This is a genomic window from Acinetobacter sp. AS5, from assembly GCF_048957595.1.
GTDB lineage: Bacteria > Pseudomonadota > Gammaproteobacteria > Pseudomonadales > Moraxellaceae > Acinetobacter.
This window is the reverse complement of record NZ_JARDAL010000017.1, coordinates 24555-49604: the sequence shown is the minus strand read 5'-3', so window position 1 is coordinate 49604 and position 25050 is coordinate 24555. Positions and strand designations below refer to the sequence as shown.

Here is a 25050-nt window from a genome sequence, read left to right as displayed (position 1 = left end):
ATGTTTAATTCCTTTAATGGATTAGAACTAAAACTGCTGCGTTTATTTAATGAGTTATCACTTGAAGACGTAGCAGCTAAAGTTCAAAAGTCAAAACAATATATACATAAACTCGAAACAGGTCTTAGTTATCCTACTGAGGAACTGTTAAATGAGTTATGTGATATTTTTAATGTAAAGAAAGATTTTTTCTATCAAGTACATTCTCCTTTACAAGAAGACCAAATCCATTTTCGTAGTCTTAAATCATCACGACAGTTTGCAAAACAAGTCGTTATTTCTAGAGCAGAACAATTAAATCGGTTAATTAGATATATTGAACATCATGTGGATTTGCCCGAATATTTAATTAATTCTATTGAAATTGATCATAATCAATTAACAGGTGAGCAAATTGAGAAAATTGCAGAGGAATTTAGAAAACAATTTGATTTAAATTTAGCTCCCATCGAAAATTTAACGGAGTTCTGTGAAGATATTGGCATTGTTATAACTGATTTTGACTCTATTTCAAGTGAAGTTGATGCTTTATCATTGATTTGTCAAAGACCTATTATTGTTCGAAACACTAGTAAAAAAAGTGCCTGCAGACAAAGATTTGATATTGCACATGAGATAGGTCATATGGTACTTCATAATGGAGTTACTACTGGCGACAACCTAACTGAGTCTCAAGCGCATAGATTTTCTAGTGCACTACTATTACCTCAATCCATGCTAAGAACAAATTTTCCAATCTTATTTAAAGGTGGAAGGTTTGATTGGAATAAAATGAGTGAATTCAAAAGAATTTGGGGAATTAGTAAAGCAGCTATTCTATATAGAGCAAAGCAACTTAATCTAATTGATGACAATCAATATAAAACTGGTGCTATCCACCTAAGAGTCAATGGCGAGGCAAGACAGGAATCGGAGGATATTAGTATGCCTATCGAAACTCCTACTCTTCTTCAAGAAGCTTTAAATATTATATTAGATGATGGTATTTCTGCTGAAGAAATTTCCAATGAGTTAAATATTTCTATTTCTATGCTCGAAAAGCTTACCAATATGAAATTTCATACTCAGGAAAGGAAACTTAAAATTATCTAAAAAAAAGACCGCTAAAAGCGGTCTTTTTCAAGTCATAAAGACTTATGCAGCCAATGCATCTTTAGCTTTAGAAGCTAAAGCAGCAAACGCAACTGCGTCATGCATAGCGATGTCAGCAAGTACGCGACGGTCGATAATCACTTGAGCTTTTTTCAAGCCAGCGATCATACGGCTGTACGACAAACCATTTTGACGAGCACCAGCATTGATACGTGCAATCCACAAAGCGCGGAATTGACGTTTCTTCTGACGACGGTCACGGTAAGCATATTGACCAGCTTTGATTACCGCTTGGAACGCTACGCGGTAAACGCGTGAACGAGCACCATAGTAACCTTTAGCGCGAGCAAGAATTTTTTTGTGACGGCGATGAGCCTGTACACCACGTTTTACACGAGCCATTTATAATCTCCTTAGATGTACGGGCACATACGACGAACTGAAGCAACGTCACTTACGTGAACCATTACACAGCCGCGCAATTGACGAATACGCTTAGCAGATTTTTTGGTCAAAATGTGGCGTTTGAACGCTTGTTTACGCTTAAAACCGTTAGCAGTCGCTTTAAAGCGTTTAGCTGCACCACGGCGAGTTTTCATCTTAGGCATAACAACCTCTTTTGAACACCTGTTCGGCTCGTTTGCACCATTACAAAACGACCTGCAGGTAAGGGAGCGAGTATTCTAAAGCATCTTTGTTTAAAACAAAAGCATCTTCATTCAATAAGCGAATTTAAAGAATGATTTTAGGATTTAAGTCTGAAAAAATATCCAAGACTGAATCAGGAAAACTATTTTCAAGTTTAGAACATGGCAAAGGCCGCATAGACAAATAGATAACGGCCAACTTTGGCAATACTGACCATCAGCAAAAAACGGGCAAAATTTTCTTTTAATAGTCCCGCAATCAAAGTAATCGGATCACCAATGATAGGCACCCAGCTCAGCAATAAAGACCAGTAACCATATTTCTGATAGGTCGCTTGCGCTTTAAGCATCTTGTCTTCTGAAACCGGAAACCACTTTTTATTTTTATAATGCTCAATCTTGAGACCCAGATACCAGTTCACACAAGACCCCAGAATATTGCCCAGACTGGCCACGGCAATTAACAGCACTGCATGCTGCTTGTTCTGCACTAAAAGCCCCAGCAAAACCGCTTCAGACTGTAAAGGTAGTAAGGTCGCTGCACCAAAGGCCGACAGAAACAGTAAAAATAGGCTCATTACAGCATTAATGGCTCAAGCCCATTTTTTTCTTGGCTTTACTGTATTCCCAACTGGACCAAACGACTGCCGTCACCATCGCCATGATCCGCGCCCACTTATACTGCTCATTGAGCGGTGCAATTGCAGTACGGAGAATCTGCTGATCTTTGGTATTTAGGGCAGCAATCATCTGATCGATATGCACAATTTCAGCAACATACAGCACTAAACATGCAGCAATGCCGAAAAGAATGCTCCAGTAAATTCGGGTATTACTTTCAACAATCTTGGTAAAGTTCAGAAGAAAATCGTTCATATATCCATCCAATAAAAAACCACCGTAAGGGTGGCTTTATTTGCTTAAGGCTATTTTAACATAAAGGCAGACGCTTAACTGACCTGTATTGCCAACGCTTTCTGAACCGCAGGACGAGCATTCAAACGATCGATATATTTGGAAACTTCAGGATAGTCTTCCAGAGTGATCTGCTGCCAGTCATGCCGTAATAACCAAGGGAAAATGGCCATATCTGCAATCGAGTATTCGCCAGCCACATACTCCTGCCCGACCAGCTGTTTATTCAACACCCCATATAAACGCTTGCTTTCATTGACATAACGCTCTGTGGCATAAGCAATCCGCTCAGGTGCAAAACGGCTAAAGTGATGATTTTGCCCGAGCATCGGCCCCAAACCGCCCATTTGCCACATCAGCCACTGTTCGACCTGAATACGCTTCACTTCATCGGCTGGATAAAACAGACTTGTTTTGCGACCCAGATATTGCAAGATCGCACCTGACTCAAAAATTGAAATGGCGCGGCCATGTGGCCCATCCTGATCAACAATTGCCGGGATTTTATTATTGGGAGAAATAGCCAGAAAATCGGACTGGAACTGGTCATTTTCCAGAATATTGATGGGAATAATTTGATATTCCAGCCCCATTTCTTCTAGAGCAATACTAATTTTATGGCCGTTGGGGGTGCCCCAATAATATAAATCGATCATTTTCTTCTAATACTCCCTGCACTTTTACTATGCGACGATGTACTCAACATAGAGGATTTAGAAAGAAACAACAAGTCTGCATTTTAAAATTATTTTTCAATAAATATCAAAATCTTATTAAAAATTTATATATTTTTTTCTTTTTGATCTTGAAAATTTCAGCTCCAAACACATATTTATTTCTGCATAAGGATTGCGTCAATCTTATGCGCTGTTGATGTCTGACATGACAGATCTTATTTTCTTGTTTTTATAACTTTGCTTTAGTGAGAAGGTTCTAATCATGAGTAACTTAAATCTTCATCCATTATTTCGTCGTAGTATTGGCTTTGATCGCTTGAATGACTTTATTGACTATGCCATGCAAAGCGATGCACCGAATTACCCACCGTATAATATCGAAAAGCGTGGTGAGAATAATTACCGCATCGTGGTGGCAACTGCGGGTTTTCGTCAGGAAGAACTCGACATTCGTCTGGAAAATAAGTTGCTGACCATCCTAGGCAAGCCTGAAAACCAGAGCAATGACAGTATTGAATTCCTGTACAAAGGCATTGCGCGACGTGCATTTAAATTGTCTTTACGTCTGGATGAATATATTGAGGTACAACAGGCAGACTATGAAAATGGTTTATTGATCATCGACTTGCAGCGCATTATTCCAGAAGAAAAATTGCCACGTCAAATCCCGATTGGCAATAAACTGCTCATTGCAAACGATGAAAAATCAGTGGAATAAGCTTGATTAAGTACGCAAAGGAAGGTCCGAAAGGGCCTTTCTTTTTGGCTAGAGATTACCTAAGCTCATGGAGGCAATACGCTTTCTGATCATAAAAATAAACCATGAATGCGCCAGAAAACATCCTGTTTCATCAAGCTAGCCCGATCATGCGCACTACGGGATATTTGCTGTTTTGTTATCCGATCGGAATATTCAGCATTTTTTATTTCAGCAGTGTGCGTAGCAATTCCAGTTTTTTCCAAGGACTATTATTTTTATGGCAGGAGTCTCCTAGCTTTTATGTTTATATTGGCGGCTTTCTTGGTCTTTCGCTGCTTATGCTGGGAACCAAACTCAAAATAACCTCATACTCTATTTATTATACTTTGGCCGGTTTCCGCATCAGCCTGTGCTTAAAACGACATTCGGTACAGTATAGCTTTCTGAATCCACGCTATGCTTCTCTCAAAGCACATCTCAAAAGCTGGCTCTATAACATGCCAGCGCATGTGATTAGTCAACGTGATGGCACTTTGGATTTTAAATTGCATCAATCCGGTCTAATAAATCAAATTTGTCTTGGATTTTTCCGGATTCAGCTGTCGATGTTTTCCCGCCCGCAAGCTCAACAGATTATGCAGGCCATACAAAGTGCCTGGAACTTTAGAGCATAAAAAAAGCCCTGCATATGCAGGGCTTTTTTCGCTTAATGAGTGCTTACTTTTTCTTTTTAGGACCAAGTAGCATACCCATTTGACGGCCTTCCATTTTCGGCATCTGCTCAACAGTACCGAATTCAGCCACGTCAGCTTCAATTTTTTGCAATTGAGCTAGACCCAACTGTTGGTGCGCCATTTCACGACCACGGAAACGAAGCGTGATTTTCACCTTGTTACCTTCTTCAAGGAACTTGATGATTGCACGTAGTTTTACGTTGTAATCACCAACATCAGTACCCGGGCGTAGCTTGATTTCTTTCACCTGGACTTGATGTTGTTTTTTCTTCGCTTCTTTCTGCTTTTGCTTAAGATCAAACAAATGCTTGTTGAAGTCCATGATCTTACATACTGGTGGCTCAGCGTTTGCTACGATCTCAACAAGATCAAGCTCAACACTTTCTGCTGCGCGTAGGGCGTCAGCTAAGCTTACAATCCCTTTTTGCTCACCATTTTCGTCTACAAGACGGACTTCTTTCGCACGAATTTCATCATTCAAGGCAGGACGGTTTGATTTGTTACCGCCCTGTTGATTACGGTCAGGCTGTTTAATCGCTGTTACTCCACAATGTACCGGCCGCGTTCGGCTACGGCTGCTTTTACTAAGTCAACGAAAGCATCGATTGACATAGTACCCAAATTTGTTCCTGAGCGGGTACGCACGTTTACGGTACCTTCCTCTACTTCACGGTCCCCAAGTACCAGTAAGTAAGGAATACGCTCTAATGTACGTTCACGAATCTTAAAGCCGATTTTCTCATTTCTCAAGTCAGAAATTGCACGGATACCGTTTTCTTTAAGTTTTGCGACGACTGACTCACATGCCTCAGCTTGAGAATCGGTAATGTTCATCACACATGCTTGCATTGGTGCCAACCAAGGTGGCATGAAGCCTGCGTAGTGTTCGATCAGTATACCAATAAAACGCTCGAAACTGCCAAGAATTGCACGATGTAACATTACTGGCTGATCGCGGTCATTATCTTCAGTGACATAAGACGCATCTAGACGTTCTGGCAAGTTAAAGTCACACTGAATGGTACCACACTGCCAGACACGACCTAAGCAGTCTTTCAGAGAGAATTCAATCTTCGGACCATAGAATGCGCCCTCACCCGGTTGAAGCTCCCACTCAAGACCCGCAGCATCTAAAGCATCTGCCAAAGATTTTTCTGCCATATCCCAAAGCTTGTCATCACCCACACGTTTTTCAGGACGCGTCGACAACTTCATTTGTACTTCTTCGAAGCCAAAATCTTTGTATACATCCAGTGTCAATTTGATAAAGTCTGCAACTTCAGGACCAATCTGTTCTTTGGTACAGAAAATGTGCGCATCATCTTGAGTAAAGCCGCGTACACGCATAATGCCATGCAAAGAACCAGATGGTTCGTTACGGTGACATGAACCAAACTCTGCCAGACGTACCGGAAGATCACGATACGACTTCAAGCCTTGATTGAACACTTGTACGTGACAAGGACAGTTCATTGGCTTCACCGCATAGTTGCGATTTTCAGAATGCGTGGTGAACATGTTGTCTGCATAGTTGGCAGCATGTCCTGATTTTTCCCAAAGCGTGAAATCAACAACCTGTGGTGTACGAATTTCTTCGTAGCCGTTGTCTTGTTGTACCTTACGCATATATTGTTCAAGCACTTGATAAATGGTCCAGCCATTCGGATGCCAGAACACCATACCCGGTGCTTCTTCTTGCATGTGGAACAAATCAAGCGCTTTACCGATTTTACGGTGGTCGCGTTTTTCTGCTTCTTCAATACGTTTTACATAAGCAGCAAGCTGTTTTTTGTCTGCCCACGCTGTACCGTAAATACGTTGTAGCTGTTCGTTTTTCGCATCACCGCGCCAGTAAGCACCAGAGATTTTAGTCAGCTTGAATGATTTTAAGAATTTGGTATTTGGTACGTGCGGACCACGGCACATATCCAAATAGTCTTGATGGTAGTACAAGCCCATTTGGGTTTCTTCAGGCATGTCTGCAATCAAACGCAATTTGTATTCTTCGCCACGCGCAGTGAATTCAGCAATCACTTCATCACGTGGTGTCATTTTTTTCACAACATCATAGTCTTGATCGATGAGCTTTTTCATACGCTCTTCAATCGCTGCCATGTCGTCTAAGGTAAACGGACGTGGCATCCAGATGTCATAGTAGAAACCTTCTTCAATGACCGGACCAATGACCATCTTTGCTTCTGGGAACAGTTGCTTAACCGCATGACCGACCAAATGCGCGCAAGAATGGCGAATGATCTCAACACCGGCTTCGTCTTTAGGCGTGATAATTTGTAGTGTTGCATCTTCAGTGATGAGATCAGACGCATCAACCAAACGATCGTTGACACGACCAGCAACTGTATTTTTTGCAAGACCAGGACCAATGCTAAGTGCAACGTCCATCACAGATACGGCGTGATCAAACTGTTTTTGATCGCCATTTGGCAAAGTGATAATTGGCATAAGAAATCCTTAAGGAGTGATGCCCCGTACCATGGAGCATATCACCGCGAGATTATGATCGAGGCACAGCCTCAAAAGATAAAAACGGTGGATAAATAAAATCGATTCGAATTTTACACGGCTTAGCCGCATGATTAAACCTTTTCCCAATAAAAATAAGATTTACCGCCAAATCTGTGCCTGATCTTTAAAGGCTTAAGCTCATTTTTGCCTTCAGAATGTAGTTACTCCCGCAAAGTCTGCCACTGGATAAACTCTCCCTCTGTATAAACATAAAGCTGAGCGAATTGCGGGATGATAGCTTCACTTTGTGTCGGTCTTAAAAACACATAATCATCGACATGAATATCGCACTGCATGGGCACCTGAAGCATTTCCTGATTACTGCTTCGGCCATACAATACATGCGGCCGGCTTTTTTCAGGGTAGATATAATCTGCTCGCCAATAACCCCCGTAAATAAATACGGCTTTATATTTTTTTGGAAAATGATTCAGCAGCTCCAGACCGGGAATCTGACTACAAGGCAACACTTTTAAAATGGGTGCGGCAATCCAGAGTGCACATTGCAGTTCAGCCAGATTCGCCAGATCAAAATCACTGGGCTTAAGCAGCATCGAGCCAAAGGCTAGATCATTACAAACACTTTGCTGGCAATGCTGCATAAAGGTCGGACTACCACCACCATTAAAACACAGCCCCTCATGCCATAAATCGGGGAATTGCTGCTGAATCATCGTTTTGTATTGTTGATACATCTGCTGTGATTGCTGATAACTTTTGTCGGGACTTTTCAAAATTTTTGGCAGTTTGGCGACATGTGCATCATAGCCCATTAGACCCGAAAGTTTGAGATAAGCCGCGTTGTGCTGAATCAGCTTCATTAAAGCTATAAATTGCTGCTGCGTTTGTACGCCGCCACGATGCAGTCCTACATCAATTTCAATATTGACATTCAGGCAGATATTCAAGCTTTGCGCGAGTTGCAGATATTGTTTTAATCGTTCCACATCATCAATCAGCCATTGAATATTTTCTTGATCATTGGCTTTATTTTGCTCAGGTGAAGTTTGATAAAAACGTTTTACCGCCTGAATCGGCATCGGTTTACCCAGCAAGATATCGGCCTGTGGAAATGACGCACTTATGCAGGAAAGATGCGGCAGATGAAAGACCATAAAGCGCTGGGTATTTAGTTTTTCACTGGCCAGTTTGAGTAGCTGAATGCTGGCTAAGGATTTCACCACCAGGCGCGGTTGTAACTGCGCAGGCAATTTTGACTGTACATAGTCCAAATTACGTTGATAGGTTTTTAAATCTAAAATCAGTTGCGGTGTGCCAGTGCCCTGCCGTTTTAAGTCTTGTGTCAGTTGCTGAAAATAATTTGATTGCATCGCCCTCTCCTCATTTCCCAGATAAAAACAATTCTTTTAAATATGGATTCAGCCATTTTTGCTGTGGATCCAATTGCTGACGTAGCACCATGAAATTATCCCATTTCGGGTAGAGTTCGCGCAGTGATGCTGCGCTCATACTATGTAACTTGCCCCAATGCGGTCGTCCCTGATATTTCTGTAAAATCGGCTCGACCAGATCAAAAATCGCATGATAATCCTGTTTATAGAACTGATGAATGGAAATGGAAACTGAATCGCGCTGATAAAAAGGACTCAGCCAGATCTCATCGCCTTTGACATAACGGAACTCGATCGGGAAAAACATCGGCACCTTATGCTTCCTTAAAGTCGCTAAAACCTCTTCCAGACATTGCAAACCTTGCTCAACCGGAATCTGATATTCCATTTCATTAAATCTGGTATTGCGCGAGGTCGGAAAAATCCGGGATGACCAATCTACATAGCAAGTCGATTTAACAAACACACTCAGCAGTTTTTGCAGATAGGGATTTGTCTTTGGGAAAAGTCGCGTCAATTCCGAACATACGGTTAATAAAGTATCTTCCGAAGGCCAGCTTTCCTGTCTCGGCTGAATGTCATCCTCCGTGTCATCCAGGGTTTTCAGTATCACCTGATCGGCATGCAGAAAAGCCCAAAACTCAATATGTCGGTGCTGATGTTTCCATTGACCAATATGGGTAAATATGTCTTTTAATGAACAGAGCTGGATCTGTTCTTTTAGTTTATATCGTGGTCGATTTTGCAGGGTTATTTGGGTCAATATGCCTAAGCTGCCCAATGCCACCCGTCCAGCCTGAAATATCTCAGCATTCTGCTCACGATGACATTGCAACAGCTCTCCATCCGCGGTCAGCAATTCAAAGCCTTCCACAAAAGCAGAGATGCAAGGTAAATCGATGCCCGTGCCATGCGTTCCGGTAGAAATCGCTCCGGCCAGACTTTGCTGGTCTATATCGCCCTGATTGATTAAGGCCTGATTGATCGGTACCAGATCTTTCCCCAAATCATATAAACGCGTCCCGGCCCGCACGGTGCATTGGGTTTTCTCTTGATCAAAGGCAACGATACCTTTTAACAAATCGAGATTAAGCAACACCTCATCTGTTTTGGCCAATGGGCTAAATGAATGTCCTGCACCCACTGCACGAATGTGTGCATGGGTCTTCACTAAACTTTGTAATTCACTGATCTGGCTGGGCTGAACAATCCGAGCGGCACTGAACTGGCTCCCCGACCAGTTTCGCCAGACGTCATTCGCCTGTTGTATTTTCATTATTCTTCCTGGGCTCATATTATTTTAATGGCTGAACTAGAGTAAAATACCTAAAAAATCAAACTTGGGAACCCATGCGTTCAAAACATTTAAGTAGGGTTAAATATTTTTATTAATATTCAAATACTTAAAATTTGTAAAATCGTACTCGACTAAAGCATAAATGCAAGATTTCTGAGAAATACATATCTTTTCAACAGGATATGAAAATAAATATAGAACGGAGTTTTACAATGGTTAGCGCATATGATGAATTACCGCGTACCCCCGCGAATTTTGTAGCCTTATCACCTTTACGCTATCTTGATCGTGCAGCTTATATCTATCCAAACCAGAACGCGATTATTCACGGTAAGCGTCGTATTACCTGGCGTGAGAAATACAACCGTTGTCGTCAGTTTGCCAACCAACTCCAAAAATTAGGCATCGGTAAAAATGATACCGTGTCTGTCCTGCTGCCTAACGTCCCTGCCATGATCGAAGCGCATTTTGCTGTACCAATGGCAGGTGCCGTCCTGAATACCTTAAATACCCGTCTGGATGCCAAGACCCTTGCTTTCATGCTGGAACATGCTGAGAGCAAAGTATTATTGGTTGATCCTGAATTTACTGCACTTGCGACTGAAGCACTCGCTCTAGTTTCACAAGACATTTATGTCATTGATGTGGCTGATGCAGAGTTTGAAGGTGAAGACCAGCGTATTGGCCAAATCGAATATGAAGACTGGATTGCGCAAGGCGATGCAAACTTTGAATGGCATTTACCTCAAGATGAATGGGATGCCATCAGCTTAAGTTACACTTCTGGGACCACCGGCAACCCGAAAGGCGTGGTCTATCATCATCGTGGTGCCTACATTAACGCAGCCAGTAATATTATTGCCTGTGGCATGACACCACGTGCCACCTATTTATGGACACTGCCGCTATTCCACTGTAATGGCTGGTGCTTTGCCTGGACCATGGCGGCCAACGGTGGAACCAACGTTTGCTTGCGTAAAGTTGATGCTGAACGGATCTTTAAGCTGATCGCTGAACATAAGGTCGATTACTTCTGTGGTGCACCGATTGTTCTGTCGATGTTGATTAACGCGCCTGAAGAGAAAAAGACCAAGATTGATCACCGTGTCGAAGTGATGGTGGCGGGTGCCGCACCTCCAGCAGCAATTATTGAAGGCATGCGCAATATCGGTATTAACGTAACGCATGTTTACGGCTTGACTGAAACCTATGGCCCTTCTGCACTCTGCGCTTCACAGGCAGGCTGGAGCGATCTGTCTATTCAGGAACAGGCACAGTTACATTCACGTCAAGGCGTCCCGTATCCATTGCAAGATGGCATGAAAGTGCTTGATCCGGATACCATGCAGGAAGTGCCACATGATGGTCAGACCATGGGTGAAATCATGTTCCGTGGCAATATCGTGATGAAAGGTTATCTGAAAAATCCTGAGGCGACAGCAGAAGCCTTTGCCGGTGGCTGGTTCCATACGGGAGATTTGGCGGTATGCCAACCGGATGGCTATGCCAAAATTACCGACCGTTCCAAAGATGTGATTATTTCTGGCGGAGAAAATATTTCATCGCTTGAAGTGGAAGAAGTACTGTATCAGCATCCGGCGGTGCTGACTGCAGCGGTAGTCGCCAAGCCTGATCCACGCTGGCAGGAAGTTCCTTGTGCCTTTATTGAGCTCAAAGAAGGCACCAAGGCCACTGAAGAAGAAATTATGGAATTTTGCCGTGAACATCTGGCCCGCTTTAAAGTGCCTAAGGATGTGGTGATTACCGAAATTCCAAAAACCTCGACCGGTAAATTACAGAAATTTGTTTTACGTGAATGGGCCAAAGAACGCGCGCAAGGTGAATTTTCTTAATTCCAGACCAGCGGGTTCTTTTAAAATTGACTCCATAAAAAATCGTGCTAAGAAAACTTAGCACGATTTTTATTTGAAATAACCTCTCCCAAACCCTCTCCTATAAGGAGAGGACTTTAAGGAACTTACATCTCTACCATTTCCACGCCATCAATACGGGCAACGGTCATCAAGTCCTTATCACCACGACCTGAAACCGTCGCAAGAATAATTTGATCCTTGTCCATGGTCGGTGCAAGTTTGGTCAGGTATGCCATGGCGTGTGCGCTTTCCAACGCCGGAATAATACCTTCAATCTTGGTCAAGTCGCGGAAACCTTGTAGCGCTTCTTGGTCATTAATTGGTACGTATTTAACACGATCCATATCTTTCAGGAAGCTATGTTCCGGACCCACACCCGGATAATCCAGACCTGCAGAAATTGAATGGGTTTCGATAATCTGACCTTGTGCATCCGACATTAAATAAGTACGGTTGCCATGCAGTACACCGACATGACCGGCATTCAACGGCGCAGAGTGCTTGCCTGATTCAATCCCATGACCTGCTGCTTCAACACCATACATTTTCACATCTTGGTCATTCAGGAATGGATAGAACAAGCCCATGGCATTGGATCCACCACCGACACATGCCACTAGGGCATCTGGTAAACGGCCAGCCTGTTCCAGAATCTGACGGCGTGCTTCACGACCAATGATCGACTGGAAATCACGAACCAGTTGCGGATATGGATGTGGACCTGCCACGGTACCAATGACGTAGTAAGTTGAATCAACATTGGTCACCCAATCACGCATGGCTTCGTTCATGGCATCTTTTAATGTTTTGGAGCCACTTTCTACCGGCACAACCGTCGCACCCAATAAACGCATACGGTAGACGTTCATCGCCTGACGTTTTACATCGTCTGCGCCCATGAATACTACGCATTCAAGACCTAAACGTGCTGCGATGGTGGCCGTCGCCACACCGTGCTGGCCTGCCCCTGTTTCGGCAATAATACGTTTCTTGCCGGAAAGCTTCGCCAGTAAGGCCTGACCGATTGTATTATTTACTTTGTGCGAACCGGTATGGTTCAGGTCTTCACGTTTCAGGTAAATCTGTGCGCCACCCAACTCTTTCGACCATCGTTCAGCATGATATAAAGGACTCGGACGACCGACGTAAAACGCCATGTCACGGTCAAATTCTGCCAAAAACTGCGCATCATCTTTCATACGGAAATAGAGCTTTTCCAAGTCTTCTAAAGCCGCCATGAGTGTTTCTGACACAAAACGTCCGCCATGAATACCGAAATGCCCGCGTTCATCCGGGAATTGGGTATAGTCAACTGCCTGACTGTTCTGGCTAGTACTTTGCTGATCCACGATGGACTCCTTGCATAAAGCGTTCTATGAGTTGTTGGTCTTTAATACCTTTTGCGGACTCGACACCGCCACTCACATCCACGGCATAGGCCTGTGTGGTGAGAATTGCCTGTTCGATATTGTCAGGATTTAAACCGCCTGCCAAGACCAAGGGAAGATTGAGTTTGGGAAATGTATCCCAATCGAAGCTGTGCCCTGTGCCGCCTTTCAGGTCAGGATGCCATGCGTCTAATAGTACTGCACTTGCGCCTGCATCTTGATAACGCTGAATTTCTGCAACCACATCCAGATCAGGTTTTACCTGAATGGCTTTATACCAGCGGCGTCCGACCTGCTGGGTGATGGCCTGACACTGTTCAGGTGTTTCATCGCCATGAAATTGTAAAATATCCAGTGGAACGGTTTTAAGAATATCCTGAATTTCATCTGCGTGACTATTCACAAATAAGCCCACCGCCTGTACATAAGCTGGAACCGACCGGATCAGGATTTCAGCCTGCTCTAAAGTAACATGTCGTGGACTCGGTGGATAAAATACAAATCCTATCGCGTCACAGCCAGCATTGACTACGGCATGTACATCTTCAACTCGGGTGATTCCACAAATTTTGGCACGGGTTCGCATATTATGTTGGCTCTAGATCTACCAATGTATTGAACAATCTATAAGATTGGGGCAAATCATTGTAATGCAATTTTTCTGACTTGCGTAAAGTTCATCTGGATTATTCTCTATGCAGATTGTGTATAACTCATATTGACTTTATACTGCGCTCACTTTGCAGCAAGTCCAAGCCTTCAGGCTTTAGGGAAGCTGGTGTAAATCCAGCACTGCCCCCGCAACGGTAAAAAATGAAACGTATCTCAATTTAAACTCTTTGGTTTACACCACTGCATCTTGATGTGGGAAGGTGGATATACAGCAAAGTCGCTGCTTTGCACATTTAAGTCCGGAAACCTGCTTGCTGTGTTCTATAACTCAATCATTCACGGGGAAGTGAATGTATGGAGCTTTAACATGTCACTTCATTGTCAACCTACTGCCTTGGTAGGTGCGATCGCACTTGCGTTGGGTACCACTTCATCTGTTTTTGCTAACGAGCAAAAAGTTGCGAAAGCATCTTTAGATACCATTGTGATCACGGCATCACGCAGCGAACAAAATATTGAAAATGTGCCGATGCGTCTAAATGTGATTGATGAAAAAACGATTCAACAATCCCCTATTGCTGACTTACCTTCATTATTAACGAAAGAAGCAGCGCTATCAGTCAAACAAGTGGGTGGCTATGGTCAACCAGCTTCAATTTTCTTGCGTGGCAGCAATGCCGCACATACCTTAATTTTACAAGATGGTATGCGCTCAAATACCGCAACTGTTGCAGGTACAAATTTACATTTAATTGATACGACAGACATTAAGCAAATTGAAATTCTAAAAGGCCCTGCATCGGTACAATATGGTACTGATGCAATTGGAGGTGTAATTCAACTCATTTCCAAAACACCGACAGAAAATAGTGCGTTTACAACGGTCGAAGTCGGTGAAAAAAATACCTACAAATCACTTGTCGGTGTTGATGCTGCTGAAAATGGCTATTACGCCCAAATTCGTGGGCAACGCCTAGAAACAGATGGTGACCAAATTATTAGCAATCAAGCTAAAAAAGCAGGTTTCGATCAAAAAGGCTATTCAGCGAAATTAGGCGTTGATCAAGACAACTTTGGATTGTCAGCGGAATTTAAAGAAAATGAAGGTCACGGCGACTACTTCTCTTCTGGTGCACCAGAAGCTTATGATTTCACCAATCGCCTTTATAATATTAAAGGTTATTTTAAGCTTAATCCAAATTTAGTGTGGGAAACTCGCCTATCACAATTTGAAGATGAATACGTAATTGTACAAAGCGCTTATCCATCGACTGTAATCACTGAACAACAAGAAATAGATTCCAATATTCAATGGCAAATCAACGCCGAGCATAAACTTCTTGCGGGTGTACATTACAATAAGACAGAAGCTGAAAGTTTAAACACCTTTAAAGATGAAAATGATAGCACTGGCTATTATTTACAGCACCAATATCAAAATGATGTCATCAGCACCCAAGCGGGTATTCGAGTTGAAGACAATCAGCAATTTGGTACACATAGTGTAGGACAACTCGCTGTTCGACATACCCTAAGCCCTACATCAAGTATTTATGCCAATGTCGGAACAGCATTTCGTGCCCCAGTTGTCGGGCAAATTATTAGTGAACCCGCTTGGTGGGGCGGTAATCCTGACCTACAACCAGAAGAAAGTGTATCTTATGAAATTGGTTTTGATCATCTAATCACCCCATCAATGACATTATACGGTTCTGCTTTTCAAACCCAAGTCGACAATATTATGGTCTCTAACGGAGATACCAACTGGGTATTTGAAAATATGGACAGCGCCACCTTTAATGGTGCTGAATTGGGTTTAAAATTGACACAAGATGACTTCTATGCCAATGCTGAATATGCGTATATTCAAGCCAAGAACGATGATAAAGATAAAGATTTGCCAAATCGCCCACGCCAAAACTTCAACCTAACCTTGGGTTGGGATAATGGTCAGTATGGTGCGTCCACGTCTTTAGTAGCTAAAGGTAAATCTAAGGAGGATAAAGGCCTTATTCCAGGCTATGCAGTCATTGATATGAATGCCTATTGGCAAGTGAATCCTCACTTAAAAACCTTTGTGAATATTCGTAACCTAGGTGATACCAATTACAAAACAGCATTTAATGATGCCACATCTTATTACATTGCCAGTGACCGCCTCGCTTCTATTGGAATCACTTTTAAATACTAAGCTCTAAACAGCAAAAAACTTTAAAACAGCGCAGTTTATGGATAATGTTATGACCGACATTATCCTTTTTTATTATCTTCATTAAAAATTCAAGGAACACATATGGGCCACCGTTTAAGTAAAATTTACACGCGCACAGGCGATTCAGGCACTACCGGACTCGGTGATGGCTCACGTGTTGCCAAAGATGATTTACGTATTGATGCACTCGGCGATGTCGACGAACTGAATGCCGTGATTGGCGTATTACGCGCACAAATTTCAGCAAGCACTATTAAAGATCAAGCCGCTTGGGATAAATCTTTAAGCCTGATTCAGCACTGGCTATTTGATCTGGGCGGCGAAGTCTGCATTCCGGGTTTTAATCTGGTGCAACCGGTATCGATTGAGTTTTTGGAAAATGATATCGACCGAATGAATGCGGCCTTACCAATGCTCAAAGATTTTATTCTGCCGGCAGGCACATTGGTATGTAGTTTTGCCCATCAGGCTCGTGCGGTTTGCCGTCGTGCAGAACGCAGCGTAATGTCAGTTCATCACCGTGACCAAAATATTCAGGCAGCGTCACTGCAACTACTTAACCGTTTATCGGACTGGTTATTTGTAGCATCACGCACCCTGCAACGAAGCGAGGGCGGTTCCGAAGTGCTGTGGCAAAAAAATATCAATGACAGCATCGAAAAGTAAAATTATGTTTCAAGTTAGCATCTGAAAATACCCATCAGATGTCTCTTGATTTTACAGAGCATCTGACGAAAATAGAAAGTGTCATCCTTCTGTCACGTAGCCCTCGCAAAATGAACTTAACTTTCCCACTCATGAGCATCTTATGCGCATAATTGGTCATCGTGGTGCACGTGGCGAAGCCCCTGAAAATACCTTGGGCGGTTTTCAATATATTCAGGAGATCGGCATTCGCGCCGTTGAGTTTGATGTCCGTCAGCTCAAAGACAATGCCTTAATCATCATGCATGATGACGACTTTGTGCGTACCACCGGTTTGCAGAAGCATCTATACGAGTGTAACCGTCAAGATCTTACCCAATATAATCACGCAGTGGCCTGGTCAGAATGGAATAAAATCGAAGCGACCCCATTGCTCGATCAAACCTTAAATGTCATTCGAAATTTCGAGCATATTGAAGTCGAAATTAAAAGCGTAGCATCTGAAGCAGCAGCTGAAAAAATCGCGTTTGAAGTCGAACAGCAGTTACAAGGCTATGAGCAGGCAGCCATTATTACCAGCTTTGATGCCAAAATTCTGGATGCCTTCAAACAGCAAAACTCACGTTTAAAACGCGGTTTATTGATTGAAACCGATGTCAAACATCAGGCCATTGATCAGGCGCTGGAACTTGGATGCTGTCATATTGGCTGGATGGACGAAATGGCCAGTAAAGACCTGATTCAAGCCACGCAGGCTGCCGAGTTGAATATCAGTGTCTGGACAGTCAATGATATCACCCGTGCGAAACAGCTGCGAGACTGGGGCATTCAGGGGCTGATTACCGATTATCCAAAACTGATGCTACAACAACTCTAAATAATCTCTCTTAGCCTTGATTGATCTAGGTATTTCTTGACCCAGTTCATTTCGATGACGCAATAATGAAAGTGTGAACCTTCCTTAATCAGATTTTATTTAAAAGTGAAATTAAGTTGCCCAACCTCTATATTCTGCAAATTTCCTGATAATATTGTAGAAATTATGAACAACGATTTTCATCTGATTCATTCCGTTTCCATTTTCTGAAAGAGTGATAATCCTCAGTTACTTAGTCGGAAATCAGAGCCTGTCTACGCTCGCAAAATGGTCACTTCTGCCCTACTTATTCTGTTACCGACAAGTACAATACAACCGTACAATAATGCTAGTGATGCCTTAGGGCGCATGCTAATATGGACAAGATAGGCTGCTGTTAAAACCAACAGTAGTTTCTGCTTTTTGTTATACCTTCCGAGGTTCTAGGAGTGCTGTTGGAGATGAATGCTCCCTTACCCAAAGCCCCCATCAACTGGATTGCTGTGTTTGCATTGGTATTTTTACCAATCGTAGCCCTGATCGCGATTCCGTTGTATGCGTATCACCATGATTTTAGCGCTGCCGCTTGGATCAGTATGTTTGTTTTACTGGGCGTAAGCAGCCTCGGCATTACAGCAGGATACCATCGCCTGTGGGCACATCGTGCTTATGAAGCCACTTTACCATTAAAAATCATCTTGATGATTATGGGTACATTTGCTGTACAGAACAGTATTTTATTCTGGGCATCTGGTCACCGTACCCATCACCGTCATGTCGATGATGTTGATCAAGACCCGTACTCGATCAATAAAGGCTTCTGGTATGCACACATTGGCTGGATGTTACGTGATTATCCATCTGGTGCTGCCAACTATAAAAATGCGCCAGATCTGTTAAAAGACAAAGTGGTAATGTTTCAGGACAAATACTACGTTCCTTTAGTGATTGCTGTTCATGCTGCGATTTTACTTCCAATCGGCTGGGCAGTCGGCGATGTCTGGGGCGTGTTGCTATTGGGTGGATTAATGCGTTTAATCCTGAGCCATCATGTGACCTTCTTCATTAACTCACTGTGCCACATGTGGGGAAATCGTCCTTATACCGACGAAAATACTGCACGTGACAACTTCGTACTCGCGGTTGCAACTTGGGGTGAGGGTTATCATAACTATCACCATATTTTCCAATACGATTACCGTAACGGCGTGAAATGGTGGCAGTACGATCCAACTAAATGGTTGATTTGGACTTGTTCTAAACTTGGTTTAGCTAAAAACTTGCGCCGCATTCCTAGCTTTAATATCAAAAAAGCGGAATTGGCAATGAAGTTTAAATATGCTGAACAGGATCTTGCGGTATATGGCCATGATGTTTCTGAAGATATCTCGGCGGTAAAAACCAAGATCGCACAGGAATATGATGCATTTACCCAAACTTTAAATGACTGGGCGAAGCTGAAAGAACAGGAAATTCAGGTCAAGAAAGCATCGATGGCTGAAAAAATCCATCAGATGGATGACAAGCTGAAAGTTGAATTCCAGCTGGTTGAACAGCGTCTTTCCCATCATCGTCAAACCTTGAATCTACTGGTTCGTAATCTGAAAAAATCTGCAGTTTCTCAATAAAAGCTGTTGAACACTAAAGCCCCGATTGGGGCTTTTTTTATGTCCGAAAGATAACGTGAACTCTCGCTTATACAACAGTTTTATACAGCTATCTTTGTTATAGTTCATGTATTCCAATCCTGTACTGATGCTATGTATTTTAACTCTCGCTATCAAACACTACCTGCTCGCCTCTATCATCATCAAGTTCCGCTGCCGTTAAAAGGTGCAAAAGCCGGGCACTTCAATGCCGCTTTGGCAGAACAACTACAATGGTCGGATGAAGACAAGGCGCAATGGGTCGAGATTTGTAGTGGTCAGAAAGTCTTTGCTGAGTTTGAACCTTTGGCTATGGTCTATGCAGGCCATCAGTTTGGGCAATGGGCAGGACAGTTGGGAGATGGTCGTGGGTTGTTGATTGCTCAGATTCTGGATCAGAACCAGCAGACCATTGACCTACATCTAAAAGGTGCTGGTGCAACGCCATATTCACGCATGGGCGATGGTCGTGCCGTGCTGCGGTCAGTCATTCGTGAGTATCTGGCGGGTCATGCCTTAAATGCCTTGGGTGTAGCATCCAGTAATGCGGTCGGTTTTACTTCATCAATGCAAGGTATTCAGCGTGAGAAGCTAGAGCCGGGCGCGATGATGTTGCGCACTTCGGATTGTCATATCCGTTTCGGTCATTTCGAATGGATCAATCAGTATCAGCCAGATCTGCTGGCTGAATTTACCCAGAAATGTATCGAATGGCATTATTCGGAATGTCTGCAAGACGAACAGCCGATTCTGAGCTTTGCCACCAAAGTTATTCAGCGCACTGCGGTGATGATTGCCAAATGGCAACTGGTCGGTTTTGCACATGGCGTGATGAATACCGACAACCTGAATATTACCGGTTCAACTTTGGACTTTGGTCCTTATGGCTTTATGGAGCGCTTCCGTCCGAACTGGATCAATAACCACTCGGATTACCAAGGGCGTTATACCTATCAGCAGCAGCCAAGTATCGGACACTGGAATTTGTGGCAATGGTTAAACAATCTGGTGCCGCTCTGCCCTACAGATTATGACAAAGAACAATGGAAACAGGATTTAGCAGCGTGTCTGGAGCACTATGAGCCAACATTTTTAGAGCATTATAAACATGGTTTAAACCAGAAAATGGGCTTGCCAAGTTTCCATAAAGACAGTTTTGACTGCGCAATGGCCTTTCTGCGCATTTTACAGAGTGAACAACTGGACTACACCCAAAGTTTTATCCGGTTGCAAAATAAAGACTATGAAGCCATGAAAGATGATTGCTTAGACCGTCGTCAGTTTGAAGCATTCTTGGCGCAATATGAATCTATCCGTGAACACCAAGATATTGAAGAATTAGACGCCGCCATGCAACTGGCCAATCCGCATTATATTCTGCGTAATCATATGGCACAGAAAGCCATTGAACTGGCAGAACGGGATGATTTTTCTGAAGTCGACCGTCTGTTTAAATTACTCAGTCAGCCTTACCTGAAACAGCCCGATTTGGAACAGCCTGAAGATTTAGCGCCATTGCCGAGTGACGTGCCTGAAGTCATGGTCAGCTGTTCGTCTTAATTTATTCACATCCCAAACAAAAACTGTGGATAATTTAAGCATTATCCACAGTTTTCTGATGATTTATCCATAGCTTATGTCTTTACATCAAATTGCATCATTTACTGCTTTAAAACTTCCTGAAGTCACTGTGACTCAGCCTTTTGCTGAGGGCTGTGATGTTTATAAAGTCATGGATAAAGTCTTTATGCTGACTTTTCATTTGCAAGGAAAAGCTGCGATTAATTTAAAAGTCGAGCCTGAACACGGCGCCATGCTTCGAGACATTTATCCTTATATCCGTACAGGCTGGCATATGAATAAGCAGCACTGGATCTCAGTTTATGAAGATGAAGAACTAGATGGGTCTTTGGTTGGAGATTTGGTGCTAAATTCTTATGAGTTAGTAGTATTAAAGTTAAAGAAAGTCGATCGGCAGCGAATTGAGCTACTTAAAACAGTACGATAAGTTCCCACCTTGTATAGGAATAATGTATATAAAAAATTTAAGATTCATCATTAGAATAATATTCAATATACCGTCAGTTATTTAGTTGCATTAAATGCTTCATCATAAAATACCTGGGCTTTCGGAAAAGCCCCATCAAAACTGATCGCTTGAAAATATTCAGCTGGTACATTTTCCAAAACTAAATCGGCAATGGGTTGAAAGCCAAAACGAGCATAATACTTGGGATCGCCTAATAGCACACAGCCTTTTGCATCCAATGCTTTCAGTCTGTCCAGTGCTGCATATACAAGCCTTGAACCAATGCCTAAACCTTTTTGATCAGGCAAAACTGAAATAGGGCCTAATCCAAACCACCCTGCTGCACCCGAAGACATTGATACGGGAGACACGGCAATATGCCCAACAACAATATTATTTTCAAGAGCAACTAACGATAACGTCAGTTGATGCTTTTTCCTTAATGCATTGATAATAAAATGTTCAGCATGACTTGAATATTCAATGTTTTTAAAAGCGGCTGTTGTTAACTCTTCAATTGCCTGAATGTCATCTATTTGCTCATCTCGAATCATGATATTCATTATTTTTAACCCTCTTATACTTGCCAGTTTCAGATATAAAAAAAGCGAATAAGTTCTCACCTATTCGCCTCTCTTAAACATTAAAAACTTAATCAATCTTCAGGATATTCAAAACGGTAACCGACCCCATACACCGCCTGAATCCACTCATGACGGTTACCGGTTTCAGCTGCATCTGAAATCTTACGGCGCAAATTCTTGATATGACTGTCAATAACACGGTCAGCCACATCAAAACTGTCCGGATTAATATGATCCAGCAATTGCGCACGTGAATATACCTGTCCGACATGTTCCAGGAATAACTCCAGTAAACGGAATTCGGTCGGCGTTAAATTCAAGGCTTTTTGTTGATACCAGATGCGCTGTTGTGATTTGTCCATGCGGAATAAATCATTGCTTTCCGGTTCTGATTTACGATCCAGACGACGTAACACAGCCTGTACGCGCGCGACCAGCTCCTTCGGACTAAACGGTTTACAGAGATAATCATCTGCACCCATATTCAGACCCAGTACACGGTCGATTTCTTCAGTACGTGCGGTTACCATGATAATTGGCAAATCTGACTGTTCACGTACCTTACGGCAAATGGTCAGGCCGTCCATACGCGGCACCATCAAGTCCAGAATCATCAGACTCGGTTTACGCTGGGTAAAACTGTTATATGCTTCCTGCCCATCATGAAACATACTGACCTCAAAACCAGCAGCTTCCAGATAGTCTCGCACCAACTGTGCAAGTTCGATTTCATCTTCAACCAGCATGACATGTTTCATCAATCTATTCCCTTCATGGTTTCATTTGTTTAGGAAAGCTCAGCTTGCATCGTAAACCACCCAGTGGTGAATGTGCAAAGCTTAAGCTGCCGCCCAGCGCCTGCGTAATTTTACATGATAATGCCAAACCCAGTCCGGTTCCGCCAGTCGCCCGGGTACGAGAATCATCGACACGGTAGAAACGCTCACCAATACGCGCCAGTTGTTCATCAGTCAGACCAAACGGACTATCATCGATATATAAGGTCCATTCTTTATCATCTTGTGTCGTATGAATATGCACTTGCCCGCCTGCTTCAGTATAGCGAATACTGTTACTCAGCAAGTTCGCCACAATCTGTTTAAAACGATCTAGATCCAGATTTAAATCAGTCCCTTCGCCATCTGCAGTAACCACTAATTCAGCCTGTTCAAAGTTCGGCTGGAAGTTAATGAGTTCCTGCTGCACAACCTCCCACGGATTCACCGTCGAGAAATAGAATTGCAATTGCTGGGCATCGACCTGTGCCAATGCGGCCAGATCTTGGGTCAGTTTTTTCAGACTGTTCACCTGAGCCAGCATGGAAGCAAAATGTTCAGGCGTTGGTTTACGGATTCCGTCCTGCATCGCTTCAATCTGTGCCTGTAAGACTGCTAGTGGCGTTTTTAACTCATGTGAGGTATCTGCCACCCACTGACGGCGTGAGGTTTCATGCTGATCCAGAATCACCGCCAATGCATTTAATTCATTGAATAAATCACCTAATTCATCATTCCGGTTCACTTTAACCTGATATTGATAATTTCCCTGAGTCAAGGCACGCGTACCATTGAGCAAACGTTGAATCGGTTTTTTGAAATAAGTCGCCAATAACAGGGAAGCTATCAGACTCGCCAAAATACTGAGAGCATAAACCAGAAATAAATAACGCTTTTGGTTACTGAAGAAATTAATACTGAGCGCATCATCCTGATCTAGTACCGGTTTTAAGCCCAAATAGCCGACAATCTGATTATTCACCATAATCGGGCGATAAGAAATCTGTTCATCTGAAGCCTCACCCACTACGAAACGACGCTTGGCATCATACAGTGAGAGACGTGAACTGAGGCCAAGACGGTCCGGCATCTGAATAAACTGTTTTTTACCAGTCGGTTGCTGGGCTGGCTGCTTACCATTTTTGCGATCAGTTCTAAACAGATTTTGATTAGAACTGAGCGGGAATTTCAAGCCTTCAAAAGGCTGAAACTGGGAAGGCAAATTAGATGCTAGTAAACGTAATTCTTCTTCATTGACCTGACGTTGTGGCAGCTCTGGATTCACCATACTCGGTGCCACTTGAGCCAAGGTCTGTTCCTGAAAATAACGCTGCTGCAAGGCAATATCATACTGGCGGCGTAACCACCAGCGTGATAATCGGTCATAATCATCTGGTGCGGCTTCACCTTCCATCTGGAGAATCTGTGCCTGAATCGCGTTGCCCCAGTCCTGATAGACTGCATAGACATCTGCCAGATTTTCAATCACATAATCCAGCTTCTGCATTTCGACATCAGCGACATAGCGGGCGAAATTACGCTGCATATTCAGATGCAATACACCTAGGCTCACCGTGGTAATGACCAGCGTGGTCAACAGCACGGTCAAAAATAGACGTAATGCAATGGGAATACGGCGAATGTTCAAAAGTAAAATCTCAATTTTTCTTCTATATTCATTATTGTAGCGAACACCGAGGCAAAAAACTCTTCATTGTTTCTTCATCTTTATTGTTTAATCTTTATCTAACATAGAATCAGCTTCTTGACAGGATAAATACAATGCAAACCATGACAAAAATAGCTTTAATCAGTGCAAGTGTTTTATCAATGGGTGCGTTGACTGCCTGTCAATCCACCAGCAATGTGCCAAGCAATGATCATCCCCACATGATGAAACATCATGAAGGCAAAAAACAGCATCTAACTCCCGAACAGCGTGAGCAGTTTAAGGCAAAGCGTGCAGAACGCATGCAGTTTGCCAAACAGCTTCAACAGGCCTGCGACAATAAAGCTGTGGGCTCGGCCGTTCAAATCAAGACTGGCGATAAAACCATAGACGGCACCTGCAAGATGGTCTTTAAAGCAGATCGTAAAGAGATGAAAAGCCATCGCGACATGAAAGCTGAGCATCGTCCAATGCGTGCTGATATGCGTAGAGGCATGATGCACGGTGAAGTCTTGACGGATGCCAAACGTGCAGAATTGACTAAACAGTTTGATCAGCGCCTCGCTCAACATCAGGCACATCAACGAGCCATGCTGCAAGCCTGTCAAGGCAAAAAAGACGGGACTGCTGCACAGATCAAGATGAGCGAACAAACTATCAATGGCAAATGTCATGTCCGTTTCCAGCCCACAGCCTCTACCTATTAATGCATAGGAATCAAGGCTTCACGACTAGCACCTTCGGGTGCTTTTTTATTGCGTGCTCTTTCATGCATACAGTTGACTATTCGTTTCCTGCAGAATATGGCTAAAGTCTTTA

General features: G+C 43.0%; 25 protein-coding genes and 1 riboswitch. Of the genes, 11 read left to right on the top strand and 14 right to left on the bottom strand.

What is annotated here, in order from left to right:
• Positions 1-1092, top strand: coding sequence for a helix-turn-helix domain-containing protein (locus tag PV763_RS07105; RefSeq protein ID WP_191112220.1), 1092 nt, complete (start codon positions 1-3; stop codon positions 1090-1092).
• A gap of 42 nt (positions 1093-1134) precedes the next feature.
• On the opposite strand, the gene rplT is transcribed toward PV763_RS07105, so the two are convergent.
• The 5 genes from rplT to PV763_RS07080 all read right to left on the bottom strand — a co-directional run bounded on the left by rplT (position 1135) and on the right by PV763_RS07080 (position 3310).
• Positions 1135-1494 (bottom strand): 50S ribosomal protein L20, encoded by a 360-nt coding sequence (gene rplT, locus PV763_RS07100; protein ID WP_004647525.1) that lies wholly within the window; start codon positions 1492-1494, stop codon positions 1135-1137.
• Positions 1495-1505: 11 nt separating this feature from the next.
• The gene (gene rpmI, locus PV763_RS07095; protein ID WP_004278281.1) at positions 1506-1700 is read right to left on the bottom strand and encodes a 50S ribosomal protein L35; all 195 of its coding nucleotides are present in this window, start codon (positions 1698-1700) and stop codon (positions 1506-1508) included.
• Between the two features lie 194 nt (positions 1701-1894).
• Positions 1895-2317 (bottom strand): YqaA family protein, encoded by a 423-nt coding sequence (locus PV763_RS07090; protein ID WP_191112219.1) that lies wholly within the window; start codon positions 2315-2317, stop codon positions 1895-1897.
• A 7-nt stretch (positions 2318-2324) separates the two neighbouring features.
• On the bottom strand, positions 2325-2615 hold the full coding sequence (locus PV763_RS07085; protein WP_191112218.1) for a hypothetical protein: 291 nt from the start codon (positions 2613-2615) through the stop codon (positions 2325-2327).
• Between the two features lie 74 nt (positions 2616-2689).
• Entirely contained in the window at positions 2690-3310 is a 621-nt protein-coding gene (locus PV763_RS07080; protein ID WP_004732952.1) for a glutathione S-transferase family protein, read from the bottom strand.
• Between the two features lie 283 nt (positions 3311-3593).
• Between PV763_RS07080 and PV763_RS07075 the strand changes: the two genes are divergently transcribed.
• Entirely contained in the window at positions 3594-4049 is a 456-nt protein-coding gene (locus PV763_RS07075) for an Hsp20 family protein (RefSeq protein ID WP_004732955.1), read from the top strand.
• Between the two features lie 104 nt (positions 4050-4153).
• Positions 4154-4705 (top strand): hypothetical protein, encoded by a 552-nt coding sequence (locus PV763_RS07070; protein ID WP_191112217.1) that lies wholly within the window; start codon positions 4154-4156, stop codon positions 4703-4705.
• Positions 4706-4748: 43 nt separating this feature from the next.
• Here PV763_RS07070 and infC read toward each other — a convergent pair whose 3' ends face one another.
• The 4 genes from infC to PV763_RS07050 all read right to left on the bottom strand — a co-directional run bounded on the left by infC (position 4749) and on the right by PV763_RS07050 (position 9919).
• A complete protein-coding gene (gene infC, locus PV763_RS07065) occupies positions 4749-5300 on the bottom strand; it encodes a translation initiation factor IF-3 (RefSeq protein WP_071850398.1) in 552 nt (183 codons plus the stop codon).
• 5 nt (positions 5301-5305) lie between these two features.
• On the bottom strand, positions 5306-7228 hold the full coding sequence (gene thrS, locus PV763_RS07060) for a threonine--tRNA ligase (RefSeq protein ID WP_004278291.1): 1923 nt from the start codon (positions 7226-7228) through the stop codon (positions 5306-5308).
• Between the two features lie 224 nt (positions 7229-7452).
• Positions 7453-8622, bottom strand: a complete 1170-nt coding sequence (locus PV763_RS07055; RefSeq protein WP_191112216.1) for an alanine racemase — start codon at positions 8620-8622, stop codon at positions 7453-7455.
• A gap of 10 nt (positions 8623-8632) precedes the next feature.
• Positions 8633-9919: a D-arabinono-1,4-lactone oxidase gene (locus PV763_RS07050; protein ID WP_191112215.1), complete on the bottom strand. Its 1287-nt coding sequence runs from the start codon at positions 9917-9919 to the stop codon at positions 8633-8635.
• Positions 9920-10152: 233 nt separating this feature from the next.
• Here PV763_RS07050 and PV763_RS07045 point away from each other — a divergent pair, with 233 nt between their 5' ends.
• Positions 10153-11793, top strand: coding sequence for an acyl-CoA synthetase (locus tag PV763_RS07045; protein WP_191112214.1), 1641 nt, complete (start codon positions 10153-10155; stop codon positions 11791-11793).
• Positions 11794-11918: 125 nt separating this feature from the next.
• On the opposite strand, the gene trpB is transcribed toward PV763_RS07045, so the two are convergent.
• Complete coding sequence (trpB, locus tag PV763_RS07040) at positions 11919-13163, bottom strand: tryptophan synthase subunit beta (RefSeq protein WP_191112213.1); 1245 nt, start codon at positions 13161-13163, stop codon at positions 11919-11921.
• Entirely contained in the window at positions 13144-13788 is a 645-nt protein-coding gene (locus tag PV763_RS07035) for a phosphoribosylanthranilate isomerase (RefSeq protein WP_191112212.1), read from the bottom strand. The genes trpB and PV763_RS07035 overlap by 20 nt, the downstream gene beginning before the upstream one ends.
• A 144-nt stretch (positions 13789-13932) precedes the next feature.
• Positions 13933-14144, top strand: a riboswitch (cobalamin riboswitch).
• Between the two features lie 37 nt (positions 14145-14181).
• Here PV763_RS07035 and PV763_RS07030 point away from each other — a divergent pair.
• The 6 genes from PV763_RS07030 (at position 14182) to PV763_RS07005 (ending at position 21181) form a co-directional block, all read left to right on the top strand.
• On the top strand, positions 14182-16005 hold the full coding sequence (locus PV763_RS07030) for a TonB-dependent receptor plug domain-containing protein (protein WP_191112211.1): 1824 nt from the start codon (positions 14182-14184) through the stop codon (positions 16003-16005).
• A gap of 102 nt (positions 16006-16107) precedes the next feature.
• Positions 16108-16692 carry a cob(I)yrinic acid a,c-diamide adenosyltransferase gene (locus tag PV763_RS07025; protein WP_191112210.1) on the top strand — a complete coding sequence of 195 codons (585 nt, stop codon included), beginning with the start codon at positions 16108-16110 and terminating at the stop codon, positions 16690-16692.
• 142 nt (positions 16693-16834) lie between these two features.
• The gene (locus PV763_RS07020; protein WP_191112209.1) at positions 16835-17548 is read left to right on the top strand and encodes a glycerophosphodiester phosphodiesterase; all 714 of its coding nucleotides are present in this window, start codon (positions 16835-16837) and stop codon (positions 17546-17548) included.
• Positions 17549-17988: 440 nt separating this feature from the next.
• Positions 17989-19155: an acyl-CoA desaturase gene (locus PV763_RS07015; protein WP_004647507.1), complete on the top strand. Its 1167-nt coding sequence runs from the start codon at positions 17989-17991 to the stop codon at positions 19153-19155.
• Between the two features lie 132 nt (positions 19156-19287).
• Positions 19288-20733 carry a protein adenylyltransferase SelO gene (locus PV763_RS07010; RefSeq protein WP_191112208.1) on the top strand — a complete coding sequence of 482 codons (1446 nt, stop codon included), beginning with the start codon at positions 19288-19290 and terminating at the stop codon, positions 20731-20733.
• Between the two features lie 76 nt (positions 20734-20809).
• Complete coding sequence (locus tag PV763_RS07005; protein WP_129716414.1) at positions 20810-21181, top strand: MmcQ/YjbR family DNA-binding protein; 372 nt, start codon at positions 20810-20812, stop codon at positions 21179-21181.
• A 77-nt stretch (positions 21182-21258) separates the two neighbouring features.
• Here the strand turns inward: PV763_RS07005 and PV763_RS07000 are convergent, their stop codons facing one another.
• From PV763_RS07000 to baeS, 3 genes are all read right to left on the bottom strand, one after another.
• Positions 21259-21765 (bottom strand): GNAT family N-acetyltransferase, encoded by a 507-nt coding sequence (locus PV763_RS07000; RefSeq protein ID WP_129716412.1) that lies wholly within the window; start codon positions 21763-21765, stop codon positions 21259-21261.
• A 92-nt stretch (positions 21766-21857) separates the two neighbouring features.
• Positions 21858-22544: a response regulator gene (locus tag PV763_RS06995; protein ID WP_004278304.1), complete on the bottom strand. Its 687-nt coding sequence runs from the start codon at positions 22542-22544 to the stop codon at positions 21858-21860.
• A gap of 13 nt (positions 22545-22557) precedes the next feature.
• Positions 22558-24210 carry a sensor histidine kinase efflux regulator BaeS gene (gene baeS, locus PV763_RS06990; RefSeq protein WP_191112207.1) on the bottom strand — a complete coding sequence of 551 codons (1653 nt, stop codon included), beginning with the start codon at positions 24208-24210 and terminating at the stop codon, positions 22558-22560.
• Positions 24211-24344: 134 nt separating this feature from the next.
• Here baeS and PV763_RS06985 point away from each other — a divergent pair, with 134 nt between their 5' ends.
• Positions 24345-24938, top strand: coding sequence for a hypothetical protein (locus PV763_RS06985; RefSeq protein WP_138743080.1), 594 nt, complete (start codon positions 24345-24347; stop codon positions 24936-24938).
• Positions 24939-25050 lie beyond the last annotated feature (112 nt).